At 69.1% G+C, this 26,819-nt stretch carries 24 protein-coding genes; 12 read left to right on the top strand and 12 right to left on the bottom strand.

Annotated elements, in window-relative coordinates; translation table 11 throughout:
- Window positions 1-1,491, bottom strand: a complete 1,491-nt coding sequence (locus tag Pth03_RS10025; protein ID WP_203943886.1) for a putative quinol monooxygenase — start codon at window positions 1,489-1,491, stop codon at window positions 1-3.
- A gap of 136 nt (window positions 1,492-1,627) precedes the next feature.
- Here Pth03_RS10025 and Pth03_RS10030 point away from each other — a divergent pair, with 136 nt between their 5' ends.
- From Pth03_RS10030 to Pth03_RS10040, 3 genes are all read left to right on the top strand, one after another.
- On the top strand, window positions 1,628-2,323 hold the full coding sequence (locus Pth03_RS10030; protein WP_239118893.1) for a sigma-70 family RNA polymerase sigma factor: 696 nt from the start codon (window positions 1,628-1,630) through the stop codon (window positions 2,321-2,323).
- An 88-nt stretch (window positions 2,324-2,411) separates the two neighbouring features.
- Window positions 2,412-3,101, top strand: a complete 690-nt coding sequence (locus tag Pth03_RS10035; protein WP_203943887.1) for a DUF5667 domain-containing protein — start codon at window positions 2,412-2,414, stop codon at window positions 3,099-3,101.
- Between the two features lie 54 nt (window positions 3,102-3,155).
- Complete coding sequence (locus tag Pth03_RS10040) at window positions 3,156-4,022, top strand: HAD family hydrolase (protein WP_203943888.1); 867 nt, start codon at window positions 3,156-3,158, stop codon at window positions 4,020-4,022.
- A 27-nt stretch (window positions 4,023-4,049) separates the two neighbouring features.
- Here the strand turns inward: Pth03_RS10040 and Pth03_RS10045 are convergent, their stop codons facing one another.
- The 9 genes from Pth03_RS10045 to Pth03_RS10085 all read right to left on the bottom strand — a co-directional run bounded on the left by Pth03_RS10045 (window position 4,050) and on the right by Pth03_RS10085 (window position 12,284).
- On the bottom strand, window positions 4,050-4,994 hold the full coding sequence (locus tag Pth03_RS10045; protein ID WP_373318518.1) for a lysophospholipid acyltransferase family protein: 945 nt from the start codon (window positions 4,992-4,994) through the stop codon (window positions 4,050-4,052).
- A complete protein-coding gene (locus Pth03_RS10050) occupies window positions 4,991-5,962 on the bottom strand; it encodes an NAD-dependent epimerase/dehydratase family protein (protein WP_373318519.1) in 972 nt (323 codons plus the stop codon). Before Pth03_RS10050 ends, Pth03_RS10045 begins: the two co-directional genes overlap by 4 nt.
- A 208-nt stretch (window positions 5,963-6,170) precedes the next feature.
- The gene (locus Pth03_RS10055) at window positions 6,171-6,269 is read right to left on the bottom strand and encodes a 30S ribosomal protein bS22 (protein ID WP_018654693.1); all 99 of its coding nucleotides are present in this window, start codon (window positions 6,267-6,269) and stop codon (window positions 6,171-6,173) included.
- 159 nt (window positions 6,270-6,428) lie between these two features.
- The gene (locus Pth03_RS10060; RefSeq protein WP_030456159.1) at window positions 6,429-6,632 is read right to left on the bottom strand and encodes a helix-turn-helix domain-containing protein; all 204 of its coding nucleotides are present in this window, start codon (window positions 6,630-6,632) and stop codon (window positions 6,429-6,431) included.
- 313 nt (window positions 6,633-6,945) lie between these two features.
- Window positions 6,946-7,740, bottom strand: a complete 795-nt coding sequence (locus tag Pth03_RS10065) for a phosphatase (protein ID WP_239118894.1) — start codon at window positions 7,738-7,740, stop codon at window positions 6,946-6,948.
- A gap of 67 nt (window positions 7,741-7,807) precedes the next feature.
- Window positions 7,808-8,971, bottom strand: coding sequence for an acetoin utilization protein AcuC (locus Pth03_RS10070; protein WP_203943892.1), 1,164 nt, complete (start codon window positions 8,969-8,971; stop codon window positions 7,808-7,810).
- Window positions 8,972-9,037: 66 nt separating this feature from the next.
- Window positions 9,038-10,222, bottom strand: a complete 1,185-nt coding sequence (locus tag Pth03_RS10075) for an ABC transporter permease (protein WP_203943893.1) — start codon at window positions 10,220-10,222, stop codon at window positions 9,038-9,040.
- Complete coding sequence (locus Pth03_RS10080; RefSeq protein WP_203943894.1) at window positions 10,219-10,971, bottom strand: ABC transporter ATP-binding protein; 753 nt, start codon at window positions 10,969-10,971, stop codon at window positions 10,219-10,221. The genes Pth03_RS10075 and Pth03_RS10080 overlap by 4 nt, the downstream gene beginning before the upstream one ends.
- Complete coding sequence (locus Pth03_RS10085; protein ID WP_203943895.1) at window positions 10,968-12,284, bottom strand: efflux RND transporter periplasmic adaptor subunit; 1,317 nt, start codon at window positions 12,282-12,284, stop codon at window positions 10,968-10,970. The genes Pth03_RS10080 and Pth03_RS10085 overlap by 4 nt, the downstream gene beginning before the upstream one ends.
- A 549-nt stretch (window positions 12,285-12,833) precedes the next feature.
- Between Pth03_RS10085 and Pth03_RS10090 the strand changes: the two genes are divergently transcribed.
- The 3 genes from Pth03_RS10090 (at window position 12,834) to proC (ending at window position 17,374) form a co-directional block, all read left to right on the top strand.
- A complete protein-coding gene (locus Pth03_RS10090) occupies window positions 12,834-15,140 on the top strand; it encodes a glycosyltransferase (RefSeq protein WP_203943896.1) in 2,307 nt (768 codons plus the stop codon).
- Window positions 15,141-15,299: 159 nt separating this feature from the next.
- Window positions 15,300-16,523 (top strand): MFS transporter, encoded by a 1,224-nt coding sequence (locus Pth03_RS10095; RefSeq protein WP_239118895.1) that lies wholly within the window; start codon window positions 15,300-15,302, stop codon window positions 16,521-16,523.
- A gap of 56 nt (window positions 16,524-16,579) precedes the next feature.
- Entirely contained in the window at window positions 16,580-17,374 is a 795-nt protein-coding gene (gene proC / locus Pth03_RS10100) for a pyrroline-5-carboxylate reductase (protein ID WP_203943897.1), read from the top strand.
- Window positions 17,375-17,392: 18 nt separating this feature from the next.
- Here the strand turns inward: proC and Pth03_RS10105 are convergent, their stop codons facing one another.
- Both Pth03_RS10105 and Pth03_RS10110 read right to left on the bottom strand, forming a co-directional pair.
- Window positions 17,393-18,127 carry an ABC transporter permease gene (locus Pth03_RS10105; protein WP_203943898.1) on the bottom strand — a complete coding sequence of 245 codons (735 nt, stop codon included), beginning with the start codon at window positions 18,125-18,127 and terminating at the stop codon, window positions 17,393-17,395.
- Complete coding sequence (locus tag Pth03_RS10110) at window positions 18,124-18,852, bottom strand: ABC transporter ATP-binding protein (RefSeq protein WP_203943899.1); 729 nt, start codon at window positions 18,850-18,852, stop codon at window positions 18,124-18,126. Before Pth03_RS10110 ends, Pth03_RS10105 begins: the two co-directional genes overlap by 4 nt.
- A gap of 79 nt (window positions 18,853-18,931) precedes the next feature.
- Here Pth03_RS10110 and Pth03_RS10115 point away from each other — a divergent pair, with 79 nt between their 5' ends.
- From Pth03_RS10115 to clpB, 6 genes are all read left to right on the top strand, one after another.
- Window positions 18,932-19,384, top strand: a complete 453-nt coding sequence (locus Pth03_RS10115) for a hypothetical protein (protein WP_203943900.1) — start codon at window positions 18,932-18,934, stop codon at window positions 19,382-19,384.
- Window positions 19,385-20,057: 673 nt separating this feature from the next.
- Window positions 20,058-21,923, top strand: coding sequence for a molecular chaperone DnaK (dnaK, locus tag Pth03_RS10120; RefSeq protein ID WP_203943901.1), 1,866 nt, complete (start codon window positions 20,058-20,060; stop codon window positions 21,921-21,923).
- The gene (gene grpE / locus Pth03_RS10125; protein ID WP_203943902.1) at window positions 21,920-22,579 is read left to right on the top strand and encodes a nucleotide exchange factor GrpE; all 660 of its coding nucleotides are present in this window, start codon (window positions 21,920-21,922) and stop codon (window positions 22,577-22,579) included. The genes dnaK and grpE overlap by 4 nt, the downstream gene beginning before the upstream one ends.
- Window positions 22,580-22,658: 79 nt before the next feature.
- A complete protein-coding gene (gene dnaJ, locus Pth03_RS10130) occupies window positions 22,659-23,837 on the top strand; it encodes a molecular chaperone DnaJ (RefSeq protein ID WP_203943903.1) in 1,179 nt (392 codons plus the stop codon).
- A 4-nt stretch (window positions 23,838-23,841) separates the two neighbouring features.
- Window positions 23,842-24,189 carry a heat shock protein transcriptional repressor HspR gene (locus Pth03_RS10135; RefSeq protein ID WP_203943904.1) on the top strand — a complete coding sequence of 116 codons (348 nt, stop codon included), beginning with the start codon at window positions 23,842-23,844 and terminating at the stop codon, window positions 24,187-24,189.
- A gap of 27 nt (window positions 24,190-24,216) precedes the next feature.
- A complete protein-coding gene (gene clpB / locus Pth03_RS10140; protein ID WP_203943905.1) occupies window positions 24,217-26,802 on the top strand; it encodes an ATP-dependent chaperone ClpB in 2,586 nt (861 codons plus the stop codon).
- Window positions 26,803-26,819: the final 17 nt, after the last annotated feature.

Genomic DNA, 26,819 nt, shown 5'->3' on the forward strand with positions numbered 1-26,819 from the left:
TTAGCGCTGGGGCAGGGCGGTGACCTTGGCGGCGTTGACGGCCAGCTCGATGACGTTGGTCGCCAGGACGAGCGGCTGGCGCTCGGTGGCGAAGCGCTCCATGTGCGACTGCCGCTGGTGCTCGGAGAAGCTCACCTCGTCGCGATAGAGCTCGTACACGATGCGCTGCAGCGGAGCCGACTTCACCGCGTGGCAGACGAAGATCAGCGTGTCCGGCTCGTTGCGCAGCACGGCCTCCACGGTCTCCTCCGCCAGCTTGTCGAACGCCTCGCCCGAGCCGTCCATCAGCGTGAACACCGTGAGAATGCCGTAGGTGCTGGGCGCGGGCTTGACCGATGCGGGGGGCATGGCCGCGGACGCGGAGACGCCCTGCCGTGACGCCGCGGCGCCGAAGACGCCGCCCGTCTCCTGGGGGAACGACGGCGGGCCGTCGGTCACCGGGAACATCACACCCGTCGCCGGCATGTCATGCGGCACGGCAGGCGGCGTCATGCCGAAGTCGGACGGCAGGGAGGGCGCCAGCGGATCGGACGCCATGAGGTGGCCGGTCATCGGGCCGCCGAAGTCGTCGAGCCGCGGCCCGTGGCCCGGGAAGCCGTCCTGCTGCCGCATACGGCTGGCGCGCTCGGCCTCCTCCTCCGCCTGCAACTCCGCGACCAGATCGCCCAGGCCCGAGCGCCGCGGCGGAGGCGGGACGGTCTGCGTGACCCCGGCTCCGACCGGCATCTCCCGATGAGCGGAGGCGACACGCTGGTCGGAGGGGTTCCGGCGGCCCCGGTCCTTCCACTCTTCCGGCTCGTCGTCCTCCTCGTCCTCGTCGTCTTCGTACGGCGCGAGCGGCCGGGACACGGCGTACCAGATGCCGCCGGCGGTGGCCGTCATGAGCACCACGACCAGGATGCCGGGCAGCCCCAGCTCCAGGGCGACGGTCAGGGCCATGCCCGCGGGGGCGAGCACGACGGCGGCGTTCATGTTGTCGATGTCGACGTCGTCCCCGTCACGCCAGCTCAGGAGGGCGATGGCCAGGGAGATCAGCAGCATCAGGATGACCAGGCCGTGGACTCCGCGCAGCAGCCACTCGGGCCAGATGTCCCAGTGGTCGCCTCCCTTGGGCAGGGCCTTGCTGAACGCCCCGCTGACCGGATCGAGCAGCATGATCACAGAGCCGATGACGGTCAGCGCCGTGCCGAGCAGCCACCCGAAGATACGGGACGACCCCTTGTCGGCCAGCAGTTGGAGCAGTCCGACCGATAGCCACAACGGCGCCAGCAGCGAGCCGGTGATCTGAGAGATCCGGAAGGTGCCGGATCCGAATCCCGTCAGCAGCCCGAGCCCGGTGGCCCCGAGCGACAGGGTCAGCACGACCGTGGTGACCGTCCACGCGATCAACCAGCCGGTGGCCTCTTCGCGGAGACGTCCGATGAGGACGGCGGTGGTGAACCCGGCGGTCAAGGCGCCGGCGAACGCTATGAAAGCGACAAGGACATCCATGATGGACACCATGCTGCCGGACTTTGCCACCCCCCTGGTACCCGGATGCGGCAAACGCCACCGAACGTCCTGACGAGATGACGGGATCCGTTACGTGTTGTGACTGCAGCCCTCGGATGGATTGTGTAATTTGCCGATGATTTCTAGAGTGTTCGAGCACGCCGACTCCCCTTCCCCCAAGGGACACCGGATGCCGAACACATGGCCGTTGGCCAGGCTGTCCCCTCCAGCCGCCGTCGGAACAGCGCCCCCCGCGCGCTCCGTCGACCCCGCCGCAGGCGAGGACACGGAGATGCGGGAGCTGGTCCTGCGCGCCAAGACGGGCGACACCGAGGCGTTCGGCGTGCTGTACGACCGTTACCTCGAGTTGGTGTATCGCTACGTCTTCTTCCGGGTGGGATCCCACGCGCAGACGGAGGACCTGACGAGTGAAACGTTCCTGCGCGCGCTGCGCGGCATCTCGGACTTCACCTGGCAGGGCCGCGACTTCGGCGCCTGGCTGGTGACCATCGCCCGCAACCTCGTGGCCGATCATTTCAAGTCGGGCAGGAACCGCCTCGAGGTGACCACCGCCGAGGTGTTCGACCGCCCCCTGGACGGCCCGCACATTCCGGAGAACGCCGTCGTCACCAACATGGTGAACGAGCGGGTGATGCAGGCGATCAAGCAGCTGGGACCCGAGCAGCAGGAGTGCGTGATCCTGCGTTTCCTGGAGGGTTTGTCCCTCGCCGAGACCGCCCTGATCATGAACAAGAAGAGCGGCGCCATCAAGGCGCTCCAGTTCCGGGCGATCAAGGCCCTGGCGCGGTCGCTGGCGAAGGACCTCCGTTAGTGCGACTGCCGTAACCCCGGCAGCGTCTCATCGTTGGGCATGTGGCAGGAATAGATCATCATTCGGGGGACGGGCGGGAGCGTTGCTCATGGGCTGGTCGCGAGGCTCGCACCGGCTGCGCGGAAGGTCGGCGTCTCGTAGACGCGGCCGCGTCGCCGCACGCCTCGCCGATCTCGGGCTGACGTTCTCCGGGCCAAGCACCGAGTTTCGCGCGAGGCTCCGGGAGGAATTGCTGCGCGCCCAAGCCGCCGAGCGCGTGCCCGCCTCGCAGCCCCCGGCCGACCAACCGCGCCCCCGGCGCCGCCGTTCCCTTTTCGCGCGCCTGCGCCCGGCCATCGTCTTCACGGCGCTGCTCGTCGGCATGTACGGCATGGGCATCAGGGCCTACCACTCCGTGCCCGGCGAGACGCTCTACCCCCTCAAGAGGGCGGCGGAGGCCACCCTGCTGTCGATGGCGTCGGATGACACCGAGCGGGCCCAGCGGGAGATGGGGGCGGCCCGGCTGAGGATGGCGGAGACCGAGTCCCTGGCCGGCTATTCGAACCCGAACAGCGGAAAGCTCATCGAGCGCACACTCGACGACATGGAGACCACCACCCGGTCGGCCCTGGGCCGGGTCGAGCGGCACGATAAGGCCGCGAACGTCGAGGCCCGGAACTTCGCCGAAGATCAGCGCGACGCGGTCGAATCGCTGCTGCCGAAGCTCGATGGAGAAAACCGCAAGAAGGCTGGCAAATATCTGAGATATATCGATAAGTTCGCGGTTTCCACCCGTTGACACGTCATGCGCGCTCCGTTTGGGGGTGACCCGCGACGGTTAAGCTGATGTGTCATGAGGCGGCTAATGCGACGGCGAACAGCGGCGGAGACCGCGGGCGAGGTGGCGGCGGCCGCAGCGATCTCGGCCCCGGCGGCGGCCCCCGACCCGACGGCGGCGGCCTTCTTCGACGTCGACAACACGATGATGCGCGGCGCCTCGATCTATCACTTCGCCCGGGGTCTCGCCTCGCGCGGCCTGTTCACCACCAGCGACCTCCTCAGGTTCGCCGCGGGCCAGGCGTGGTTTCGGGTCAGGGGCAACGAGAATCCCCATCACATCGCCCGCGCCAAGGAGATGGCTCTGGCCTTCGTCGCCGGGCTCAAGGTCGACGACGTGGTACGGCTCGGCGAGGAGATCTACGACGAGGTCATGGCCGACCGGGTGTGGTCCGGGACCAGAGCTCTCGCCCAGGCTCATCTCGACGCGGGTCAGCGGGTGTGGCTGGTCACCGCGACGCCGGTCGAGCTGGCCCGTGTGATCGCCCAACGGCTGGGGCTCACTGGAGCGCTCGGGACCGTCGCGGAGACCTCCGAGGGCGCCTACACCGGCAGGCTCGTCGGCGACCTCCTGCACGGCCCCGCGAAGGCCGAGGCCGTCCGGGCCCTGGCCCGGCGTGAGGGGCTCGACCTGTCGCGCTGCTCCGCCTACAGCGACTCGGCCAACGACCTGCCCATGCTCTCCCTCGTGGGCCACGCGTACGCGATCAACCCCGACAGCGAGCTGCGGGAGTACGCCCGCGAGCAGAAATGGGAGATCCGCGACTTCCGTACGGGACGCAAGGCCACGATGATCGGCCTGCCGATCGCGGCGACGGCGGGTGCCATCGCCGGTGGCGTCGCGGCCGGGATCGCGCTGCGCAAGCACTACCGCTCGTCCTGACCGGACGGCGGCACGGCCGGAAGACCGTCAGAAGAACGGCGGGAAGGCCGGGCCGCGACGCAGGCGCAGGGCGTCGAGCTGATGCTGGATCGCCTCGCGCACCTGGTCGGTGAGGTTGAACACCACAAGGGGGTCGTCGGCGTCTGCGGGGTCGAACGTGTCGGTGCGGATGGGCTCGCCGAACTCGATCAGCCACTTGGACGGCAGCGGGATCAGCCCCAGCGGTCCCAGCAAGGGGAAGAACGGCGTCACCGGCAGGTACGGCACGCCGAGCATCCTGGCCAGCATCGGAAAGTCGCCGATCTTGGGATAGATCTCCTCGGCCCCCACGATCGCGCACGGCACGATCGGCACCCCGGCGCGGATGGCGGCGGTCACGAAACCGCCCCGGCCGAACCTCTGCAGCTTGTAGCGCTGCGAGAACGGCTTGCCGACGCCCTTGAACCCCTCGGGGAAGACCCCGACGAGCTCGCCCTTGCGCAGCAGCCGGTCGGCGTCCTCAGGCGTCGCCAGGGTGTGCCCGGTCTTGCGGGACAGGTGCCCCAGCACCGGCAGCTGGTAGACCAGGTGGGCGCCGAGCAGACGGACCGCCCGATGCGCCTCGTCGTGCAGCGCCACCTGCATCATCAGCGCGTCCACCGGCAGGGTGCCGGAGTGGTTGGCCACCACCAGGGCGCCCGAGTCGGCCGGCACGTTGCGCACGCCGAGGGTCTCGACCCGGAACCAGTGCCGGTAGATCGGCCGGATCAATTCCAGCAGGACCTTGTCGTTGAGCTCGGGGTCGAAGCCGAACTCGTCGATCTCGTAGTCTCCGGTGACCCTGCGGCGTAAGAACGCGAACAGTTCGGCCAGCCGTTCGTCCGCCGACTGCGGACCCGAGCCGTTGGAGCCGGATGCGCTGCGTGCCGCGGAGATGGGGATGATCTGTGCGTCCTCGCCGGAGACGGCGTCGGAAGCCGGAATTTCGCTCACCGCCTCGTCATCAGTCCGGACAGCCATTCGACCATCGCGAGGGGCCACCGCCCGGCGATGCCGTGTGACCGGAGGAAGTCGTCGAACGCGGCGGCGGTACTGAACTTGGGTTTCCAGCCGAGCGCGGCGGCCAGCCGGGAGGAGTCCACCGCCCGGCCGTGGCTCATCAGAGCGAGTTGCTCCGGTGAGAAGTCGACCACGCCGGTGTTGCGGGCGAACACGCCGAGGGCCTCGAACGCGGGCGACGGGACCGGCACCGTCGGGCGGCCGGCCCGCCGGACGCACTGGGACAGCAGCAGGACCCCGTCTCCGGCGACGTTGAACACCCCGGGATGATCCTCGAGCGCCATCCTGCACAGCACCTCGACCGCGTCGTCCTCGTGCACGAACTGCAAGCGAGGGTCGAAGCCGAAGACGGTCGGCAGCACGGGCTGCGAGAAATACCTGGTCAGAGGCGAGTCGACGCGCGGGCCCATGAAGTTGGCGAACCTCAGAGTGGAGGTCGCCACGTCCGGACGCCTGCGCGCGAAGCCGCGGACGTATCCCTCGACCTCGATCGCGTCCTTGGCATAGCCGGTGTGGGGCACGTCGACAGGCTCGGTGTCCTCGGTGAACACCGCGGGAGCATGCGGCGAGGAGCCGTATACGGCCGTGGTGGAGCGCACCACCACCCGGCGCACCGTCGCGGACCGCTGGCAGGCCGCCAGCAGTTGCATGGTGCCGATGACGTTGTGCTCCATCATGGCCGAACGGCTCTTCGCCGGGCCGCTGACCAGGCTCATGTGCACCACGGTGTCGACGTCCTCGGCCGCGATGACCCGCGCGATGTCGGAGGTCCGCAGGTCGATCCTGACGAACTCCGTACGGCCGAGCGGCAGACCGCCGTCACGGGTGGGAGAAGGCGGCGGCGCCGTGTCGACACCGATGACCCGGGCGATCCCCGGGTCCGCCGCGAGAGCCCCGGCCACCCGAGCGCCGATATGACGACAGACCCCGGTGACGAGCACGGTATGGGTCACTGTCGCCTCGCTGTGTGGTGCATCTCCACTGCCGGTTAGGCCGGTCGACGGCCTGTGGGTAGCCGTTCCTCGGCCGGTCCACCGCCGGCTTCACGGGGTGGCGACGGCCGGTGCACGGTCGCCCGGTCCCTCAGGACCGGTGCGCGCTCCGTGCCGACTACTTCTTGTTACGCCGCTGAATGCGCGTCTTCTTGAGCAGCTTGCGGTGCTTCTTCTTGGCCATGCGCTTACGGCGCTTCTTGATCACAGAGCCCACGGGACCCCCAGGTGAAGGTGGTGTCAGAACCGGCGCGCGAGCGCACACCGGCTCAACAGCCTACCGGCGATCCATGGTAGATCGCCCCTTCCCGGGGGTCCGGCAAGGCTCGAGCGGACCATGGGCTCCGTGAAGTCATGATCCGAGCCGTGGAGCGTTTCACCCAGCCTCGATGAACGCGTCCCTCAAGTAGTCGTGGACGGCCTGCTCAGGCACTCTGAAGGAACGACCGACCCTGATGGCCGGCAACTCGCCCGAGTGCACGAGCCGGTAGACCGTCATCTTGGACACCCGCATGACGGTGGCAACTTCTGCGACCGTCAGAAACTTCACCTCGCTGAGAGGTCTTTCGCCTGCACCCATCGGACGCCTCTTCCGCACGTGTTTCCGGGTTATCCCCACTGGTGCCATCGCTCACGCACGTGTACTGCCGTCAGCGTAAGCCGGGACTCCGAGTAGGCAAACCCCCCATTCCATCAGTCACCGGAGCCTTCGCCGTCAAAATCGAGATATTCGCTGGCAGCAGCCGGGCCGTGCCCCTCGCCTCAATCTTGGAACGGACCAACTTCTCTCACATTAGAGTCGCCCAGGATCACAAAAAAGTTGGCAAACGGTCGACACACTGGTGGAAAAGCGGGCGCGAAATGCCCGAATTGGTACGGCCGGATTCGGGGGGTCACAGCTCCCGTGTGACACGATCCACAAGATATGCGGTAAGCGGACCGTAATATCGTGGCAACACGTTGTCGTCGAGTGGCACGGTGACGCCGATCTTGCCTTCGGCCTCCCCCACGAACAGCGCGGGATCGTTGGAGTCGGCGAAACCGACCGTCTCGATGCCGGCCTCCCCGGCCGCTCCGGCCCAGCCGTGATCGGCGATCACGAAGTCGGGACGGTCCTCGGCGATCATCGCGCGCATCGGGTGGGGATCGTGCGTGTGCACCAGGTTCCCCCGCTCGCTGACCATGGCGACGCCGTCGAGGTAGCGGATCTTCCGGTGCCGGCCGAGGCCGGCGCCCGTGTAGCCCCATCCCTCGGCCGGGGTCAGCAGCGTCGCTCCGTGGGCCGCCACCAGCCTCGCCAGGGCCAGATGGATCGTGAGCAGACCCGTCGGATGGCCGGTGGCGACGACGACGCGGGCCCCGCCCCTGCGCAGCATGGCGGCGATGCGGTCGGCCATCTCCTCCAGGGCGTCGATCGTCCGGTCCGGATCGATCGTGTCCTGGCCCTCACGGTGGCGGCGGTCGGGCACCACGCCGGCCTTCTTGGCCATGAGTTCCAGCACGTCGGGGAACGCCCAATCGCCCTCGAACGTGAGGCCGAACATGTAATGGGGGTCGCGAAGCGCCAGCGAACGGTAGTGGTCGAGGTTGTTCTCCCGGCTGGTCGCCACGTCGCCGGCGATCTTCGTGCGGATCAGATGGGTGCGCAGCTCTTCGCGGGAAGGAGGGGAGGCGGGCTGACGGGTCACTATCGCTACAGCGCTCCTCGGCTGGTCATGATTCCTGGGGACGGCCCGCCGCACCCGAGCCCGCGGCTCACGGCACCGGATCGAGCCCGTGGAAGGGGAACACCGCGGTGCGGGCCGCGAGGATCGCCCTGTCGACGGCATCAGACGGATCGTATCCCCGGCCGATGTCCTGGAACTCCGGGTCGCGGCCGTCGGTCATGGTCAGCGGCGCCGTCTCCCCCGTCCGCAGTTTGACGAAGTCGCGCCAGCTCTGCGGGGTCTCCGCCGCGGGATCCACGGGAGCGCCCGCGGCCTCGGCGATGAGATGCGTCCAGGCCCGCGGCACCACCTGCACGAGCTCGTAGCCGCCGCCCCCGGTGACGACCCACCGCCCTCCGGCGGCCTCGTGCGCCAGCCGGTGCAGCGCGGCGTAAGCCGTACGCTGCCCGTCGAGGCTGAGCATGAGGTGCGCGAGCGGGTCGAGCGCGTGGCTGTCGCAGCCGTGCTGGGTGACGAGCACGTCGGGGGTGAACTCTCGGACGAGGGGCGGCACCACGGCGTGGAAGGCACGCAACCATCCCGCGTCGCCGCAGCCGGCCGGGAGCGCGACGTTGACGGCCGTGCCGTCCGCACCGGTCTCCCGGGCGAAGCCCGTACCGGGGAACAGTGTGGCGGGGCTCTCGTGGAGGCTGATCGTCAGAACCCGGGGGTCGTCGTAGAACGCCGCCTGCACGCCGTCGCCGTGATGGACGTCCACGTCCACGTAGGCGATCCTCGACGCCCCCTGGGAGAGCAGCCAGGCGATGGCGATCGCCGGGTCGTTGTACACGCAGAAGCCGCTCGCCGTGGACGGCATCGCGTGGTGCAGCCCTCCGGCGACGTTGACCGCATGCTCGGCCTGGCCCGTCCATACGGCCCTGGCGGCCTCCAGGCTGGCCCCTGCGACCAGCGCCGACGCCTCGTGAACTCCGGCGAAGGCCGGGTTGTCGGGCGTGCCGAGACCCCAGCGCAGGTCGGGGCGGCCGTTCAGGGAGACGCCCTTGACCCCCTCGATGTAGTCGCGCTCGTGCACCAGGGCCAGTTCGTCGTCCGTCGCGGGGACGCAGCCGACCACCTCGACGGCGTCGAGCACCCGGAGGTCCCGGGCGAGCGCCATGGTCAGCTCGACCCGTACGGGCGCCAGCGGATGCCCGGGTCCGAAGTCGTAGGAAATCAGTTCGTCGTCCCAGACGACCCGCACCGCCTGACTCATGTCCGCGACGGTACCGCACGGGGATCGGGCCGAGTCGGCCCCGTCCGATCATTCGGTAGGCACGGCTTATTCGGCACGGAGTGCGACGACCGGGTCCAGCCGTCCCGCCCGCCTGGCGGGGGCGACTCCGAAGAACACCCCGACGCCGACCGAGACCCCGAAGGCGAGCACGATCGACCACCACGTGATGGCCGCGGGGACCGGGCTCACCGCCTGGACCAGCAGCGCACCGCCGACGCCCGCCACGATGCCGATCGCCCCGCCGATCGTCGTCAGCAGCACCGCCTCGATGAGGAACTGCCACAACACGTCGCGCTGGCGTGCGCCGAGTGCCTTGCGCAGGCCGATCTCCTTGGTGCGCTCCCGCACGCTGACCAGCATGATGTTGGATACGCCGACCCCGCCGACCAGCAGCGAGATGCCGGCGATGGCTGCCAGGACGCCGGTCAGCATGCTGAGGACCGTGCCGATCGTGCCCAGCAACTGCGTCTGCGTCACCGCCGAGAACTTCTCGTCCGGATAGCGCGCGTCCAGGGCGGCCACGACCTTGCGCTGAAGGGGCTCGATCTCGTCGGGCCCGGTCGCGCCGACGGCGATCCCGTTGATCCTCAGCAGCCCGATGAGCCGCTGCGCCGTGGTGACCGGGACGTGCACCTCCTGGTCGCGGGCGACGCCGAACGTCGATCCGACGGTCTCGTAGACGCCGATCACCCGGAACCGCACGCCCGAGATCGTCACCTGACGCCCGACGGGGTCGACGTCGCCGAACAGCTTGGCCGCGACCTCCGAGCCGAGCACGGCCACGCGGCGACGGGTGTCGACGTCGGTGGCGCTCATGTAACGACCGCGGCGCAGCGGGCGGTCGAAGATGTTGGGCATGTTCTCGTCGGTGCCGGTGAGGGTGGCGAACACCTCGGCCCGCCCCACCCGCACCGGCTCGCCGGAGTTGACGGCGACCGTGACCTTGGAGGGGTCCCCGACGACGCGCCGCACGTAGGCGACGTCGGACAGGTCGAGCCTGCTCTGCGTCGGCGCCGCCCCCAGGCCGACCTGGCCGGGTACGACCAGGATGATGTTGCTGCCGAGCCCGGCGATCTCGCTTTCGACCGCGTTCTTGGCGCCCGTGCCGATGGCGACGAGGATCACGACCGCCAATACGCCGATGATCACACCGAGCATGGTCAGCGTGCTGCGCAAACGGTTGACGCGCAGGGCCTCCAGCGCCATGCGCAGCGCCTCCGCCGTCCTCATTTCCCGTCTCCCTCGCTCGCCGCCGCAGGTGCCGTACGGGTTCGGGTGTCACGCTCGATGAGCCCGTCGCGCACGTGGATCTGGCGGTGTGCACGCGCCGCGACGTCGGGCTCGTGCGTCACGAGCACGACGGCCACGCCGCTGTCGGCGTTGAGGCCCTCCAGGAGGGCCATGACCTCGTCGCCGTTGCGGGTGTCCAGGTTGCCGGTGGGCTCGTCGGCCAGAACGACCTTGGGGTCGCCGACCAGCGCCCGTGCGATGGCCACCCGCTGCTGCTCACCGCCGGACATCTGGGACGGCCGGTGGCCGAGGCGATGCCCGAGCCCCACGGCCTCCAGCGCCTTTTGCGCCCTGGCCCGCCGTTCGGATCTCGCCACTCCGCGGTACACGAGCGGCAGCGCCACGTTGTCCAGCGCGGGCGTGCGGGCCAGCAGGTGGAACGACTGGAAGACGAACCCGATGGTCTCGTTGCGCAACTCGGCCAGCCGCGTGTCGTCGAGGGTGGCGACGTCGACGCCCCCCACCCGGAGCACTCCCGAGGTGGGCCGGTCGAGACAGCCCAGCAGGTGCATGAGCGTGGACTTGCCCGAGCCCGACGGGCCCAGGATCGCCACGAACTCCCCCTGGTCGATGCGCAGGTCGACGCCGCGCAGGGCGTCGACGGAGACACCCTCCAGGTCGTACGACCGGGTCAGTCCGATCGCCTCGAACGCCGGAGCGGCGCCGCCCTCATGCGTTTCGCGGGTCATGGCAGGGTCTGCGCCTGACGGACGGTGTCGGCGCCCTTCACGACCACACGCTCCCCCGGCGAGACCCCGCTGAGGATCTGCACCGTCGACTCGCCCTGGGCCCCCAGCTTCACGACGCGGCGCTCGGCCTTGCCGTCCCGCACCGCCCAGACGATGGTCTCCCTGCCGCTGGTCACGATCGCCGACGCCGGTACGGCCGTGGCGTCCGCGGCCTGCCGTACGGTGAGCCGGACGACGGCGCTCATGCCCGGTTTGGGGTCGGGCGCAGAGCTCTGGTCGTCGTAGACGCCGGCTCCGAGCCGAAGGCGTACGGGATAGCTGACCCCGCCGGTGGCGCCCTCTTTCGGCGTGACGCCGACGCCCGTCACGGTGGCCGTGTAGGTCGCGCCGGTCACCGCGTCGAGCTCGGCCTCGGCGGGCGTGCCGTCCTGGACCAGCAGGACGTCGGTCTCGTCGACGTCGGCGGACAGCGTGAGCTCCGACACGTCGGTGACGGTGACGATCGTGTCCCCCGCGGACACGGGGACGCCGGTCGCGACCGCCCCCGCGGACCGCCCTGACGGGGTCGGCCCCGCCGCCGCGCCCGCCTGGCCGGCCAGATCGGCGGGCAGCTGCCCGAGGAGGCCGCCCAGGCCCGCCGCACCGGCTCCGGAGGAGGCGCCTCCCAGCGTGACCACGCCGTCGAAGGGCGCCCTGATGACGAGCCCGTCGACCGTCCGCTTGGCCGCCTTCACCGCGACCCTGGTCTGCGACCTGGACGCGGCCTGCAGCGACGACATCGATGCCGTGAGCCCGCTAAGGCTCGTGCCGACCTGGCCGCTGACCTGCGAGACCACCTGATTGACCGACCTGCTGAGTCCGGCGGCCACCTCGCCGAGCGCCCGGCGCTGCGCCTTCTGCTGGGCCTGGGCGGCGTCGATGGCGGCCATGAGCTGGGCCTTGATCGCGCGGTCCCCGACCTGGCCCGCCGCCTTCCTCGCCCGGGCGAAATAGCGGGCGGCCTGGGCGTCGTAGGACGCGGGGATCCTCAAAGGGGGCAGGCTGACGGACGTCCGGACGCCGCCGGCCGAGACGGGCTTCGACGCCTGCTTGTCGGCCTTGCGCGCCTCGTCGAGCTGGTCCTGCGCCTGGGGTGAGCGGATCCTGGCGAGGATCTCGCCCTTCTCGACGGAGTCGCCGTCCTCGACGTAGAGCTTGGCGATCGTTCCGGAGGCCGGTGTGGTGAGGGCGGCGGTGGCGCGTGCGCCCACCGTGGCGGGCGCCTCGACGACTTCGCTGACCGGCGCCCGAGTGACCTGCGCGATTTGCACCACCGGTGTTTCCGGAGAGGAGCACGCGGCGACCGCGACAAGAAGAATTAGCGGGGGAATTCCGCGACGTAATGCCACTCAATCCATCGTAAACGACCCCCTTCGTGTGATCCTGCAGAAGTCCCCACCCCTGGATGGGAGTGGGGTGTGATCATGCAGAAGTTCGGCGATGTGTGCGGTGAGCTGCGCGGATCCATTTCGTGATCATGCAGAACTTCAGCCGGAAGCCTGTCGACCTGCGGAAATTCGCGAGCCGATCATGCAAATACGATTTTTCGCCTAAAAACACTCATGCAGGCATATTTCACAAACTTGAGATCGGGCCTTGCGCGTGTTGGAAGTGGGACGCCCGGCGAAGATCGGCGCGGCGCGATCCAGATGACAGGAGCGGGGTAAGCCGAGGGGCTTACGTCAGGATGGCCGGCGGATGGGACTCGCTCCGGCCCTCCGACATCTGCGAAGGTGGCGTGTTCACCGTGACAGGGCTCACCACATTTGGAGTTCCGATAGCCTGCCCGAACAGGGCACCCTAAGGCAGTTGAGGCAAGTCGCATGCATATAGCCGTTTACGCGGAAACCCCCATCGCCGTCCGCATCGCCGCAGCGCTTCGGGGAGCCGATCAGAACCGGGAACACACCTTCACGATCGTCGCGGCCGAGTCCGCCGGTCGGGCCCCGTGGATGGATGGGGAACTGCCGGTGCACCGGCTGTTCCGGCCGGGGGAGCCCGTCGGCTTGGCGGACCTGCCGTACGAGACCGGGTCCCGGCTGCGGCGGTTCGCGGAGGAGAACGGCGTGGACCGGATCGTCCTGCTGGACGACCAGTCCCCCTCCGGAGCCCGGGTCGCGGAGGCGGCGAAAGAGCGGTTCCCCGTCGTCCTGGTGCAGGACCGGCCGCTCGACTTCCGGTACCGCGACGTGCGCGCCGCGCACCGTGAGCATGCTCTGCGGTGGGGGAACAGCGGGCCGTCCGCGGTGTGCGTGTGGGGACCGTCCACGCACCGCGCGCTGACCCACCGGACCTGGTCGGATGACATCCCGGCGGTCATCACCGGAGCGCCCGGATACAGCGACGACCCCGAGCTGCTCCGCGTCGCGCGCACCCCGGCGCAGAAGGGGGCGGCCGCGCCCGGTGCCCCCCTGCGCGTGCTCGTGCTCGACGACCTGCCTGACATCGTCGCGGCGCTGCAGCCGTACGGGCAGGTCGATGTCGTCAAGGAACTGCCGGAGGCCCGGACACTGTCCTCGTACAGCTTCGTGGTGGCCGCTCGCGCCGCGGTCTGGCCGGTCGTGCTCCGCGCCGGAGTGCCCCTCGTCCATCACATGCCCGAGAACCAGAACAGGCTGTTGCCGACCATCAAGCACCCGCTCATCCGCAACACCGCGTCGGCCGACGAGCTGGTGCAGGTCGCGGTGCGGCTGATGACGGAAGGCTCCTTCGCGGGCAACCCGACGGGTGAGCCCGTGGAGCACTTCCTCGCGTTCGGGAACGACTGCGCCGCGCGCGTCCTCCAGACGGTCGTGGACGCCGAGCCGGTGCGGCGTACGGCACGGCCGCCCGCTGTGACGACGAACCCCGTTCCGGCGGCCGGCGCAACGGGCCTTGCCGACCGGGCGCTGGCGGACATCCGGGCACGGATGTGGCGCCCCCGCTCGCTCGCCGTCCTCGGTACGGACTTCGGGTACGTCACCGGGGTCGCCCTGCCCATCCTCACGTACACCCAGGACCTGGTCTCCCGGGGTCCCGTCGACGTGCGCTACCTCGACATCGGCGCGTTTTCGAACGTGGGCGCGATCCTGGACGCCATCAAGGGGTGCGAGCGGATCCTGATCAACGGCTTCGGATTCTTCTGGCGGCACTGGCTCGGCAACCGGGTGGCCCGTGCCCTTCTCGACAGCGGCGTGCAGGTGTCGGTCTACGTGCACGTGACGCAGTACACCTTCGAGAAGGAGGCCGCCGCCAGGGGCGAGCGTCACGAGGGTCTGCTCGAACTGCTGCCGCGGCTGCGGTTGCTGTGCGTCTCCCAGGCCCAGGCCGACTACTACCGCAAGCAGGGCGCCGTGGACCCGGTGGTCGTCTACAACACGGTGCCGCGCGATCCGGGCGTACGGCGGGCCCGGCCGGAGGTCGCCGCCGAGCCGAGGATCGTCATGGTCGGCACGGTGCAGGACCGCAAGGGCGCCGACCTCTTCTCCCGTGTGGCGGAGCGGGCGGCGGTACTCGGGCTGCCGTGGCAGTTCAGCTGGTTCGGGCACCGCTTGGGCGCGTTGTCGGACCGGACGCTGCTGTCCGAGCACGTCGAGTGGCGTGGCGCTCTGCCCCGCAGGCGTATTCGCGAGGAACTCGCCGACAGCGACGTGCTGTTCCTGTCCAGCGAGGACGACCCCATGCCGCTCGCCGCGATCGAGGCCGTGCAGCAGCGCCTGCGCATCGTCAGCCACCACGGCGTCGGCACCCACGAAATCCTGTGCGGGGTGGGTGGCTACCGCGGATTCTCCGAATACACGCCGGACGCGGCGCTCACCGCGCTGGGCGAGGTACTCGGCGACGGGGTCGACCAGGACGGCTACGCCGAGGTCCAGGAGCTCTTCGACATCACCTGCTTCGGCGAGCGGATGGACACGGCGCTGGGACTCGTGGGCGTGGACAGGTCGGCCGCGCCGCCCGCCGAGCCCGTGCCGACCGTGTCGCCGATGGCCGACCGGACCCCGGGCGCGCATCTCACGCATGTGCAGAAACTGGTCGCCGCGGGGCGGGTCGCGGACGCGCTGAAGTACGGCGAGGCGGTGCTCCGCAAGCATCCGATCCTGGAGCTCGACCGGACGTTGGCAGGGCTACGTCCCGGCTCGCGGAAATGACGCACCTTCGAAACGTGGCGCCACCCCTCGTCTGCCGAGGGGTGGCGCGACCCGCACGGCGGGACGGCTGGACGGCGATACGCGCAGTGGAGGAATGATTAGGAAACTTTCCAGTTAGACGGCATGATGTCCGGGAAGATACGGACATCAGGGGGCGAAGTGGCGCAGGCCGTACAGATCCCGCACGACGCGCGCCGTACCGGACTCTGGCACAGAGATTTCGCGCTTTACTTCGCCGGGCGGGCGATCTCCATCCTCGGCGACGCCATGCTGCCCGTCGCGGTCTCCTTGGGCGTACTGGGGGCCGGATACGGCCCCACGGGAGTGGGATTCGTCCTCGCCGCATGGATGGCCCCCGTCGGCGGCCTCATCCTCTTCGGCGGGGTGTTCGCCGACCGGTTCACCGCCCGCCGCATGATGATCGGGGCCGACCTCGTCCGCGTGGTCACTCAGTCGATCATCGCGGTCGCCTTCCTTACCGGCAGGCCCTCACTCGTCCTGCTCATCGTGCTGTCCGCGCTCAGCGGGGCCGCGGCGGCGATGTTCCAGCCCGGCGTGAGCAGCATGGTGCCCCACATCGCCCATGACGTGCAGCGAGCCAACGCCACGCTCCGGGTCGCCGACGCCATCGCCCAGCTGTTCGGGCCCACCCTGTCGGCCCTGCTCGTGACCTTCGGAGGCGCGGGAGTCGTGTACGGCTTCAACGCCGCCACGTTCGCCGTGAGCGCCGTCTGCCTGCTGTCGCTGCGCGTGCGCCCCCCGGCTTCGCTCGCACGCGGTACGTCGATGGTGAGGAACCTCCGCGAGGGGTGGACGGAGTTCCGGTCCCGCACCTGGATGTGGTCGGTCATCCTCGTCTGGGTCTTCTACGGCGTCTTCGTCTTCGGTCCGGTGACGCCCCTCGGCGCGGCGGTGCTCACCCAGGACCTCGGCTCGAAGACGTACGGCTTGATCATGTCGGCCGCGGGAGCGGGCACGGTCATCGGCGGCGTGATCGCCATGTGGTTCAAGCCGGCGCGGCCCCTCGCGGTCGGAGCGGTCGTGATGACCGTCTTCTTCCTGGAGCCGCTGGTCATCGCCATGCACATGCCGGCCGGCGTGGTCGCGGCCGGGTTCGCCGTCAGCGGCGCGGCTTGGGCCTTCTGGTCGGTCATGTGGGCCACGAGCATCCAGACCAAGGTCACCCCCGATGTGCTCAACCGCGTGACGGCCTATGAGGTCGGCGGTTCCGTGCTCAGCATCCCGATCGGGCAGGCTCTGTCCGGGCCGGTCGCCGCGCGTGTGGGAGCCGACCACGTCTTGCTGTTCGGGTTCGCCGTGGGCATCGCCGGCATCGTCTGCCTGCTGAGCCTGCCCGCCGTCCGGGGCCTCCGTAGAACCTGAGGCCCCGGCCACGCTCGGTAGGCTGCGGAACTGACCTCGGCTGTAAGGACATTGGCATGATCGCGATTTTGGGTACCGGCAAGATGGGCGAGGCCCTCCTGTCCGGGCTGGTGCGTGCCGGGCTTCGACCCGACGAGATCACGGCGACCACGCGGCGCGCCGAGCGCGCCGACGCCCTCAGGGAGCGCTACGGCGTGCAGGTGGCCGGCAACGCCGAGGCGGCCAAGAACGCCGAGACGCTCATCCTCGCCGTGAAGCCGCAGGACATGGCGGCCCTGCTGGCCGAGATCGCCCCGCACGTCTCCGCCGGCAAGCTGGTCATATCCGTGGCGGCGGGCATCACCACCGGCTTCGTCGAGGCCCGGCTCGGCGACGAGGTGCCGGTGGTGCGTGTCATGTCCAACACCCCGGTGCTGGTCGATGAGGCGATGAGCGTCATCTCGGCCGGCGCGTACGCCTCCGAGGCCCACCTCAAGCGCACCGAGAACCTGCTCTCCCCGGTCGGGAAGGTCCTGCGCATCCCGGAGTCGCAGCAGGACGCCGCGACCGCGCTGTCCGGCAGCGGCCCGGCGTACTTCTTCTACCTGGTCGAGGCCATGGTCGACGCGGGCATCCTTTTGGGCATGCCCCGGGCGGCCGCGCTCGACATGGTCACCCAGTCGATCGTCGGCGCGGCGATCATGCTCCGCGACTCCGGCGAGCACCCCGTGATTTTGCGGGAGGCCGTGACCTCGCCCGGGGGCACGACGATCTCCGCCATCGCCGAACTGGAGCGCCACAAGGTGCGCGCCGCCTTCCTCGCCGCGATCGAGGCCGCCCGCGACCGCAGCCGCCAGCTCGCGTCCGGCTGAGGGTCGCCACCAGAGGGGTCAGGGGGTTCTGCGGGGAAGGGTGGCCGCGCCGAGAATGAGGGCGAGCAGGGCGGCCCCGGCGACGACGAGGACGTCCCGCCAGAACTCGCCGCCGAGCTCGGCCCCCATCACGGCGGTCTTCATCGCGTCGATGGCGTACGACATGGGCAGCACGTTGGACACCCACTCCAGGGCGGTCGCCATCTGGTCGCGAGGGACGATGATGCCGCCCAGCAGCAGCTGGGGGATCATCACCACCGGCATGAACTGCACGGCCTGGAACTCGCTGCGCGCGAACGCGCTGCACAGCAGGCCGAGCGCGGTGCCGAGCAGGGCGTTCAGCAAGGCGACCACGACCAGCGGCCACAACGGTCCCGCCGGCTCCAGGCCGAGCCAGGTCAGGGAGACGGTCAAGGCGAGCGCCACCTGGACACAGGCCGTCAGGCCGAACGCGATGCCGTACCCGAGGAGGAGGTCCAGCTTGCCGAGCGGGCCGGCCATCAGCCGCTCCAACGTGCCCGACGTACGCTCACGCAACGTGGCGATCGACGTGACCAGGAACATCACCAGGAACGGGAAGATGCACAGCAGCACCGGCGCCCACTGTGCGAACGTGCGCCGGTCGTCGATGACGTAGTAGAGCAGCACGATCACGAGCGTGGGGACCAGCACCATGAGCGCCACCGTGCGGTGGTCATGGCGCAACTGGGTCAGGATCCGCCGCGCCGTCGCCAGCGTGATCGCGAAGTTCATGCCGCCGCCCTCTCCTCGATGAGGCGCAGGAACGCTTCTTCCAGATCCGTCGTCCGGGTGTGCCCGCGCAGTCCTTCCGGGGAGTCGTCGGCGAGGATCTCCCCGTCACGCATCACGATCAGCCGCTCGCACCGCGCGGCCTCGTCCATCACGTGGCTGGAGACGACCAGCGTCACCCCGCGCGCGGCCAGGCTCTGGAAGAGCTGCCACAACTCCTGGCGCAGCACCGGGTCGAGACCCACGGTCGGCTCGTCGAGCACCACCAGTTCGGGGCTTCCGAGCAGCGCGACGGCGAGACTGGCCCGGTTGAGCTGGCCGCCGGACAAGGTTCCGCCCAGCTGGCCGGCCGCGTCCGACAGGCCCACCTCTTCCATGACCCGGTCCACGTCCGACTTCGGCGCGTTCAGCACGGCTGCGAAATAGCGCAGGTTCTCCCGCACGGAGAGGTCGCGGTAGACGGCCGGATTCTGGGTGGAGTAGCCGATTCTGCGGCGCAGGGCGGGGCTGCCGGCCGGCTCGCCGAGCACGGTGACCTGCCCTCCGGACACGATCTGCACGCCGACGATCGCGCGCATGAGGGTTGTCTTGCCGCAACCGCTGGGCCCCAGCAGGCCGGTCACCTGGCCTCTCGGCACCTCGAACGTGAGCCCGTGCAGCACCTCGGCGCCGCCGCGCGTCACCCGCAGCGCCTGTACGGCTATCGCGGGGCTCGATGAATTCATCATGCGTTGAAATTAGAGTCCATGCCGCCGGCCGTCAACCGGGGGGTTGAACTCAGGCGCCCCGCGATCCGTCAATAGGGGCATGGGAAAGCTCTGGCTCGTGGCACTCCTGCTCATGGTGGTGGCCTGTGGCGAGACCACACCGGGCCCATCTGGCTCGTCGGCCCAGCCGAGCCGGCCTGTCAGTGGGCATCCGAGCTCCGGCGGCTCAGCCGAGCCCGGCGCGACGCCGTCCCAGGCGACGCCCGTGGGCAACACGATCGATCCGCACAAGACGAAGTGGCTCAGCGCCGAGCCGACGGACGGCGGAAAGGCCCTTCTGCTCACCTGGTGGTCGGGCGTCGAGCCGTGCACCGCGCTCGACCGCGTCGACGTGTCCGAGAGCGCCGACCAGGTCACCGTCACCATTTGGGAAGGCAAGGACCGCCGTCATCCCGATGCGGTGTGCATCGCCATCGCGATCAAGAAGCAGACGAAGGTGAATCTGTCCACCCCCCTCGGCAACCGCAAAGTGATCGACGGCGCCAAGCACTGATTTCCCTGCCCCGCGTGATTACAGCCTCCGCATGATCACAGCCTCGCGCGTGATCATGACCCCTCCGCGTGATCATGCAGAAGTTCGGGCGCACCTCCGTTGACGTGCTCCTTCATGGTTCGTGATCATGCAGAAGTTCGGACAACCACTCACCGACCTGCGACATCACTGTTCGTGATCATGCACAAGGGCCGAACCGTACGTCCTTGCAACGTGACCCGCTCCTCCAAGAGCCCTGGCGAGACGGCACACGAGCACGGGCCATAGAAGTCCTTCAGGAACGATCAGTAGTGCGCAACGGATCCCGATACGCCCCATTGCATGATCACGATTGGTGTTCTCGCAGCTCAACCCGTGCGCGCCCGAACTTCTGCATGATCACGAATCGTGGACCCCCAGGTCATCGGGCATGCAGCCGAGGTTCTGCATGATCACAAACATGGTTGGTGCACGTCGGCGCCATGAACACGAACTTCTGCATGATCACCCACAAGGCACGCGTGATCGCCCACAACCCTCGGAACCACCCACCGGGGAGATGATCATGGCGAAAGGGGAATGATTGCGGCACCCTGAGGGTTGAGCCCCATAGACTCAAGACGTTTGACAAAGCCCTCAAGGCTCTCCCACTATTGAGTCCGACCAACTCAACTTTGACTACAAGGACGTACTCATGGCACGTGCGGTAGGTATCGACCTGGGGACGACCAACTCCGTCGTCTCGATCCTCGAGGGCGGTGAGCCCGCGGTCATCGCCAATGCGCAGGGTTCGCGGACCACGCCGTCCGTGGTCGCCTTCGCCAAGAACGGCGAGGTCCTCGTTGGCGAGGTCGCCAAGCGTCAGGCGGTGACCAACGTCGACCGGACCATCCGTTCGGTCAAGCGCGAGATGGGCACCGATTGGACCGTCGAGATCGACGGCAAGAAGTTCACCCCGCAGCAGATCAGCGCGTTCGTCCTGCAGAAGCTCAAGCAGGACGCCGAAGCCTACCTCGGCGAGAAGATCACCGACGCGGTGATCACCGTTCCCGCCTACTTCAACGACTCCCAGCGCCAGGCGACCAAGGAAGCCGGCCAGATCGCCGGACTCAACGTCCTGCGCATCATCAACGAGCCCACCTCCGCCGCCCTTGCCTACGGTCTGGACAAGGAGAAGGACCAGACGATCCTGGTCTTCGACCTCGGCGGCGGCACCTTCGACGTGTCCCTGCTGGACGTCGGCCAGGAGGACGGCCACGGCTTCGTCGAGGTCAAGGCGACCAGCGGTGACAACCACCTCGGCGGCGACGACTGGGACCAGCGGATCGTCGACGAGCTGGCGACCCGGTTCAAGAACGCCCACGGCGTCGACCTGGCCAAGGACAAGATGGCCCTGCAGCGGCTGCGCGAGGCCGCGGAGAAGGCCAAGATCGAGCTGTCCAGCCAGACCGAGACCACGGTCAACCTTCCCTACATCACCGCCTCGGCCGAGGGCCCCCTCCACCTCGAGGAGAAGCTGACCCGGTCCGAATTCCAGCGGATCACCTCCGACCTGCTCGAGCGCTGCAAGGGCCCCTTCCACCAGGTCATCAAGGACGCCGGGATCAAGGTCTCCGACATCGTCCACGTGGTGCTCGTCGGCGGTTCGACCCGCATGCCGGCCGTGTCCGAGCTGGTCAAGGAGCTGACCGGTGGCAAGGAGCCCAACAAGGGCGTCAACCCTGACGAGGTCGTGGCGATCGGCGCCGCCCTCCAGGCCGGCGTGCTCAAGGGCGAGGTCAAGGACGTCCTGCTGCTCGACGTCACGCCGCTGAGCCTCGGCATCGAGACCAAGAACGGCGTCTTCACGAAGATCATCGAGCGGAACACCACAATCCCGACCAAGCGGTCGGAGGTCTTCACCACCGCCGAGGACAACCAGCCGTCGGTGCAGATCCAGGTCTACCAGGGCGAGCGCGAGATCGCGGCTTACAACAAGAAGCTGGCGACCTTCGAGCTCACCGGCATCGCCCCGGCTCCGCGCAACGTCCCGCAGATCGAGGTCACCTTCGACATCAACGCCGACGGCATCGTCAAGGTGAGCGCCAAGGACCTCGGCACCGGGAAGGAGCAGTCGATGACGATCACCGGCGGCTCCGCGCTCCAGAAGGACGACATCGAGCGCATGATGCGCGAGGCGGAGACCTACGCGGAAGAGGACAAGCAGCGCCGCGAGGAGGCCGAGGTCCGCAACAACGGCGACGCGCTGGCCTACCAGACGGAGAAGTTCCTCCGCGAGAACGGCGACAAGGTCCCGGCCGACGTCAAGACCGAGGTCGAGGACTCGCTCGCGGAGCTGAAGAAGGCGCTGGAGGGCACCGACACGCCTGCCATCCGCGACGCGTCGGAGAAGCTCGCGACCGTCAGCCAGAAGATGGGCTCGGCCATCTACGCCCAGTCCCAGGACGGCGCGGCGGCCGGCACGGCCACCGCCGGATCCGAGCAGGCCAAGTCCGATGACGACGTCGTCGAGGCGGAGATCATCGACGACGAGCCGAAGCAGGAGGGCGGCAACAAGTGACCCCGCGCGAGAACGGTTCCGAGGAGGAGCCGGTGATCCGCGACAAACGGAAGATCGACCCAGAGACCGGGACGGTCCGCCGGCCCGCCGGTGAGGCGGCCGACGAGGCCGCTCCCGGCGGCGAGGAGACGCCGCAGGCACCGGCCGACAGTTCCACGGCCGGTCTGCTCGCGGAGCGGACGGCCGACCTGCAGCGGCTCCAGGCCGAATACAGCAACTACCGCAAGCGGGTCGAGCGAGACCGGATCGCCGTCAAGGAGCACGCGGTCGCAAGCGTGCTGAGCGAGTTCCTGCCCGTGCTGGACGACATCGGCCGGGCCCGTGACCACGGTGAGCTCACCGGCGGGTTCGCCAAGGTCGGCGAGTCCCTGGAGGCCGCCGTCGGCAAGCTGGGGCTGACGACGTTCGGCGCGAAGGGCGACCCGTTCGACCCGACCGTGCACGAGGCGCTCTTGCACAGCTACTCGGCCGACGTGACCGAGCCCACCTGTATCGAGATCCTCCAGCCCGGTTACCGGATCGGCGAGCGCATTCTGCGCCCGGCGCGTGTCGCCGTCGCGGAGCCCGCGGAGGACGACGAGCCTGTGGTGGTCGCCGATCTCGGCGACTCCGCCGCCGAAGACCGCAGCAGGTCTGACGAATCCGGCGACAACTGAACATTCGGAAGCCTCTCCCGATCATGCAGGATCGGGAGAGGCGACCAGATCTTCCCCTTTCGTACGAAGGAAGCGATAGATGAGCACCAAGGACTACTTGGAGAAGGACTACTACGCCGTCCTTGGTGTGCCCAAGAGCGCGACCGGCGAGGACATCAAGAAGGCCTACCGGAAGCTCGCCAGGAAGTACCACCCGGACGCCAACCAGGGAGACGTGAAGACCGAGGAGAAGTTCAAGGAGGTCTCCGAGGCCTACGACGTCCTGTCCGACACCAAGCGCCGCAAGGAGTACGACGAGGCCCGCACCCTGTTCGGGTCGGGCGTCGGCGGGTTCCCCGGCGCGGGCGGCCAGCGTGGAGGCTTCAACTTCGACCTCGGAGACCTGTTCGGCGGCGCCGGCCAGCAGCAACATGGCGCCGGAGAACGGCTGGGCGACCTGTTCGGCGGCCTGTTCAACCGGGGCGGCGGCAGCGCGACGCGCACGACGCAGCGCCCCCGGCGGGGTCAGGACATCGAGTCGGAGGTCACCCTCTCATTCGGCGAAGCGGTCGACGGCACGACCGTGTCTCTCAGGCTCACCAGTTCATCCGCCTGCACCGCGTGCGGCGGCACCGGCGCGAAGGCCGGCACGACGCCCCGTGTGTGCCCCACCTGCGACGGCACCGGGGCGGCCAGCCGCAACCTGGGCAACTTCGCCTTCTCCGAGCCGTGCCGCGACTGCCGCGGCCGCGGGCTCCTGGTCGACGACCCCTGCCCGGTCTGCGAGGGAAGCGGGCGCGGCAAGAGCACCCGCACCATCCAGGCCCGCATCCCCGCGGGCGTGGGCGATTCCCAGCGCATCCGGCTCAAGGGCAAGGGAGCGCCCGGCGAGAACGGCGGCCCGGCCGGCGACCTCTACGTTCAGGTCCATGTGAAGCCGCACCCGGTCTTCGGGCGCAACGCGGAGAACCTGACGGTGTCCGTGCCGGTCACCTTCCCCGAGGCCGCGCTCGGAGCCGAGATCCAGGTGCCCACGTTGCACGGGATGCCGGTCAAGCTGCGCATCCCGGAAGGCACGCCGAACGGCCGTACGTTCCGCGTCCGTGGCCGTGGGGCCGCCCGCAAGGACGGCACCAAGGGTGACCTCCTCGTCACCGTCCAGGTGACGGTGCCGCAGACCCTCGACGACAAGGCTCGCGCGGCGCTGGAGGAGTTCAGGGACGCGACGGAGGGCACCGACCTCCGTGACGAGCTGATCAAGCAGGCCAGAAGCGAGTGAGCCGATGGATGCCAACTTCTTCAATCTGTCCGACGACACTCCTGTCTACGTGATCTCGGTAGCCGCCCAGCTGTCGGGGCTGCACCCGCAGACCCTGCGGCAGTACGACCGGCTGGGGCTCGTCAGCCCCGGCCGTACGGCGGGGCGCGGGCGGCTCTACTCCACGAGGGACATCGTGCTGTTGCGCGAGGTCCAACGGCTGTCCCAGGAAGATGGCATCAACCTGGCGGGCATCAAGCGCATCCTCGAGCTGGAAACCGAGGCGATGCGCCTGCGCGACGAGGTGGCCCGGCTCCGGGGAGAGCTGACCTTGATGCGGGCTCTGGTCCGCTACGAACTGCCACCTGCCTGATCTTCGAAGCGAGGGCATCAAACACATATGGACTACAAGCTCACTCAGAAGAGCCAGGAGGCCCTGTCCGGGGCGGTCCGCCGGGCATCGGCCGAGGGGAACCCCGAGGTCGCGCCCGTCCACCTTTTCACCACGCTGCTGAACCAGACGGGCGGCACCGCCGTCCCGCTGCTCGAGGCCGTCGGCGCCGACTGGAAGCGCCTGCGCACCCGGGCGGAAGAGCTGCTCGGCAGCCTCCCCAAGGCCCAGGGTTCGACCGTGAGCGCGCCGTCGACGTCACGGCAGCTGCACACCGTGCTGAACACCGCCGCGGCCCGGGCCAAGCGCCTCGAGGACGAGTACGTCTCGACCGAGCATCTGCTCGTCGGGCTGGCGGCCGACGGCGGCCAGGTCGCCGACCTGCTCAAGGCGGAGGGCGCCACCCCCACCGCGCTGCTCGACGTCTTCGAGAAGGTCCGCGGACACGGCCGAGTGACCAGCGAAACCCCTGAAGACACCTACCAGGCGCTGGAGAAGTACGGCGTCGACCTCACCGAGCGGGCCAAGGCCGGCAAACTCGACCCCGTCATCGGCCGCGACACCGAAATCCGGCGAGTGGTCCAGGTGCTGTCGCGCAGGACCAAGAACAACCCCGTGCTGATCGGCGAGCCCGGCGTCGGCAAGACCGCCGTGGTCGAGGGCCTGGCGCAGCGGATCATCGCCGGCGACGTGCCGGAGAGCCTCAAGAACAAGCGCCTGGTCGCGCTCGACCTCGGCGCGATGGTCGCGGGCGCGAAGTATCGCGGCGAGTTCGAAGAGCGCCTCAAGGCCGTACTCAACGAGATCAAGGAGAGCAACGGCCAGATCGTCACCTTCATCGACGAACTGCACACCATGGTCGGCGCAGGTGCGGCCGAGGGCGCCATGGACGCTGGCAACATGCTCAAGCCCATGCTGGCGCGCGGCGAGCTGCGCATGATCGGTGCGACCACCCTCGACGAGTACCGCGAGCGCATCGAGAAGGACCCCGCCCTGGAGCGCCGTTTCCAGCAGGTCTACGTGGGCGAGCCGACGGTCGAGGACACCATCGCGATCCTGCGCGGGCTGAAGGGCCGCTACGAGGCCCACCACCAGGTGCAGATCTCCGACAGCGCCCTGGTCGCCGCGGCGACGTTGTCCGATCGCTACATCACGGCACGCTTCCTCCCCGACAAGGCCATCGACCTGGTGGACGAGTCGATGTCCCGGCTTCGCATGGAGATCGACTCCAGGCCGGTCGAGATCGACGAGCTCCAGCGCAGCGTCGACCGGCTCAAGATGGAGGAGCTGGCCCTCGCCAAGGAGACCGACGAGGCGAGCATCCTGCGCCTGGACAAGCTCCGGGAGGAGCTGGCCAACCGCCAGGAGGACCTCAACGCCCTGGTCGGGCGCTGGGAACGGGAGAAGGCCGGGCTCAACAAGGTCGGCGAGCTGAAGAAGCAGCTCGACGAGGCGCGCAGCGCCGCCGAGCGGGCCCAGCGTGACGGCGACTTCGAAGCCGCCTCCCGCCTGATGTACGGCGACGTGCCCCGGCTGGAGAAGGACCTCGCCGAGGCCACCCGCGTCGCGGAGGAGGCCGAGGCGGAGCCGATGGTCAAGGAAGAGGTCGGCCCCGACGACATCGCCGAGGTCATCTCCTCGTGGACCGGCATCCCCGCGGGACGGCTGCTCGAAGGCGAGACGGCCAAGCTGTTGCGCATGGAAGACGATCTGGGCAAACGCCTCATCGGGCAGCGCCAGGCCGTTCAGGCCGTCTCCGACGCCGTACGGCGGGCCCGCGCGGGCATCGCCGACCCCGACCGGCCCACCGGGTCCTTCCTGTTCCTGGGGCCGACCGGTGTCGGCAAGACCGAGCTCGCCAAGGCCCTCGCGGAGTTCCTCTTCGACGACGAGCGGGCCATGACCCGCATCGACATGAGCGAGTACGGCGAGAAGCACAGCGTGGCCCGTCTGGTCGGCGCGCCTCCCGGCTACGTCGGCTACGAGGAGGGCGGCCAGCTCACCGAGGCCGTGCGCCGCCGGCCGTACACGGTCGTGCTGCTCGACGAGGTGGAGAAGGCCCACCCGGAGGTCTTCGACATCCTGCTCCAGGTGCTCGACGACGGGCGGCTCACCGACGGCCAGGGCCGTACGGTGGACTTCCGCAACACGATCCTGATCCTGACCTCCAACATCGGTTCGCAGTTCCTGGTCGATCCCAACCTCGAGAACGGCGCCAAGCGGGAGGCCGTGCTGGCCGCGGTCCGCGGCGCGTTCAAGCCGGAGTTCCTCAACCGGCTCGACGACGTGATCGTGTTCGACGCGCTCGGCACCGAGGAGCTGTCGCAGATCGTCGATCTGCAGGTGTCGCGGCTCGCGCGGCGGCTGGCCGACCGCCGGCTGAAGCTGACCGTGACCCCTGCCGCTCGCGATTGGCTGGCTTTGACCGGCTACGACCCGTTGTACGGTGCCCGGCCGCTGCGCCGGCTGGTCCAGTCGGCCATCGGGGACCGCCTGGCGAAGGAGCTGCTGTCCGGTGAAATCCGCGACGGCGACGAGGTAATGGTCGAGCTGGACGAAGCAGGGGACACGCTCAGCATTCAGCCTGCTCGGTAAGGTCTTTCCCACCATTG

The organism is Planotetraspora thailandica (genome assembly GCF_016863335.1).
In the GTDB taxonomy this organism is placed as follows: domain Bacteria; phylum Actinomycetota; class Actinomycetes; order Streptosporangiales; family Streptosporangiaceae; genus Planotetraspora; species Planotetraspora thailandica.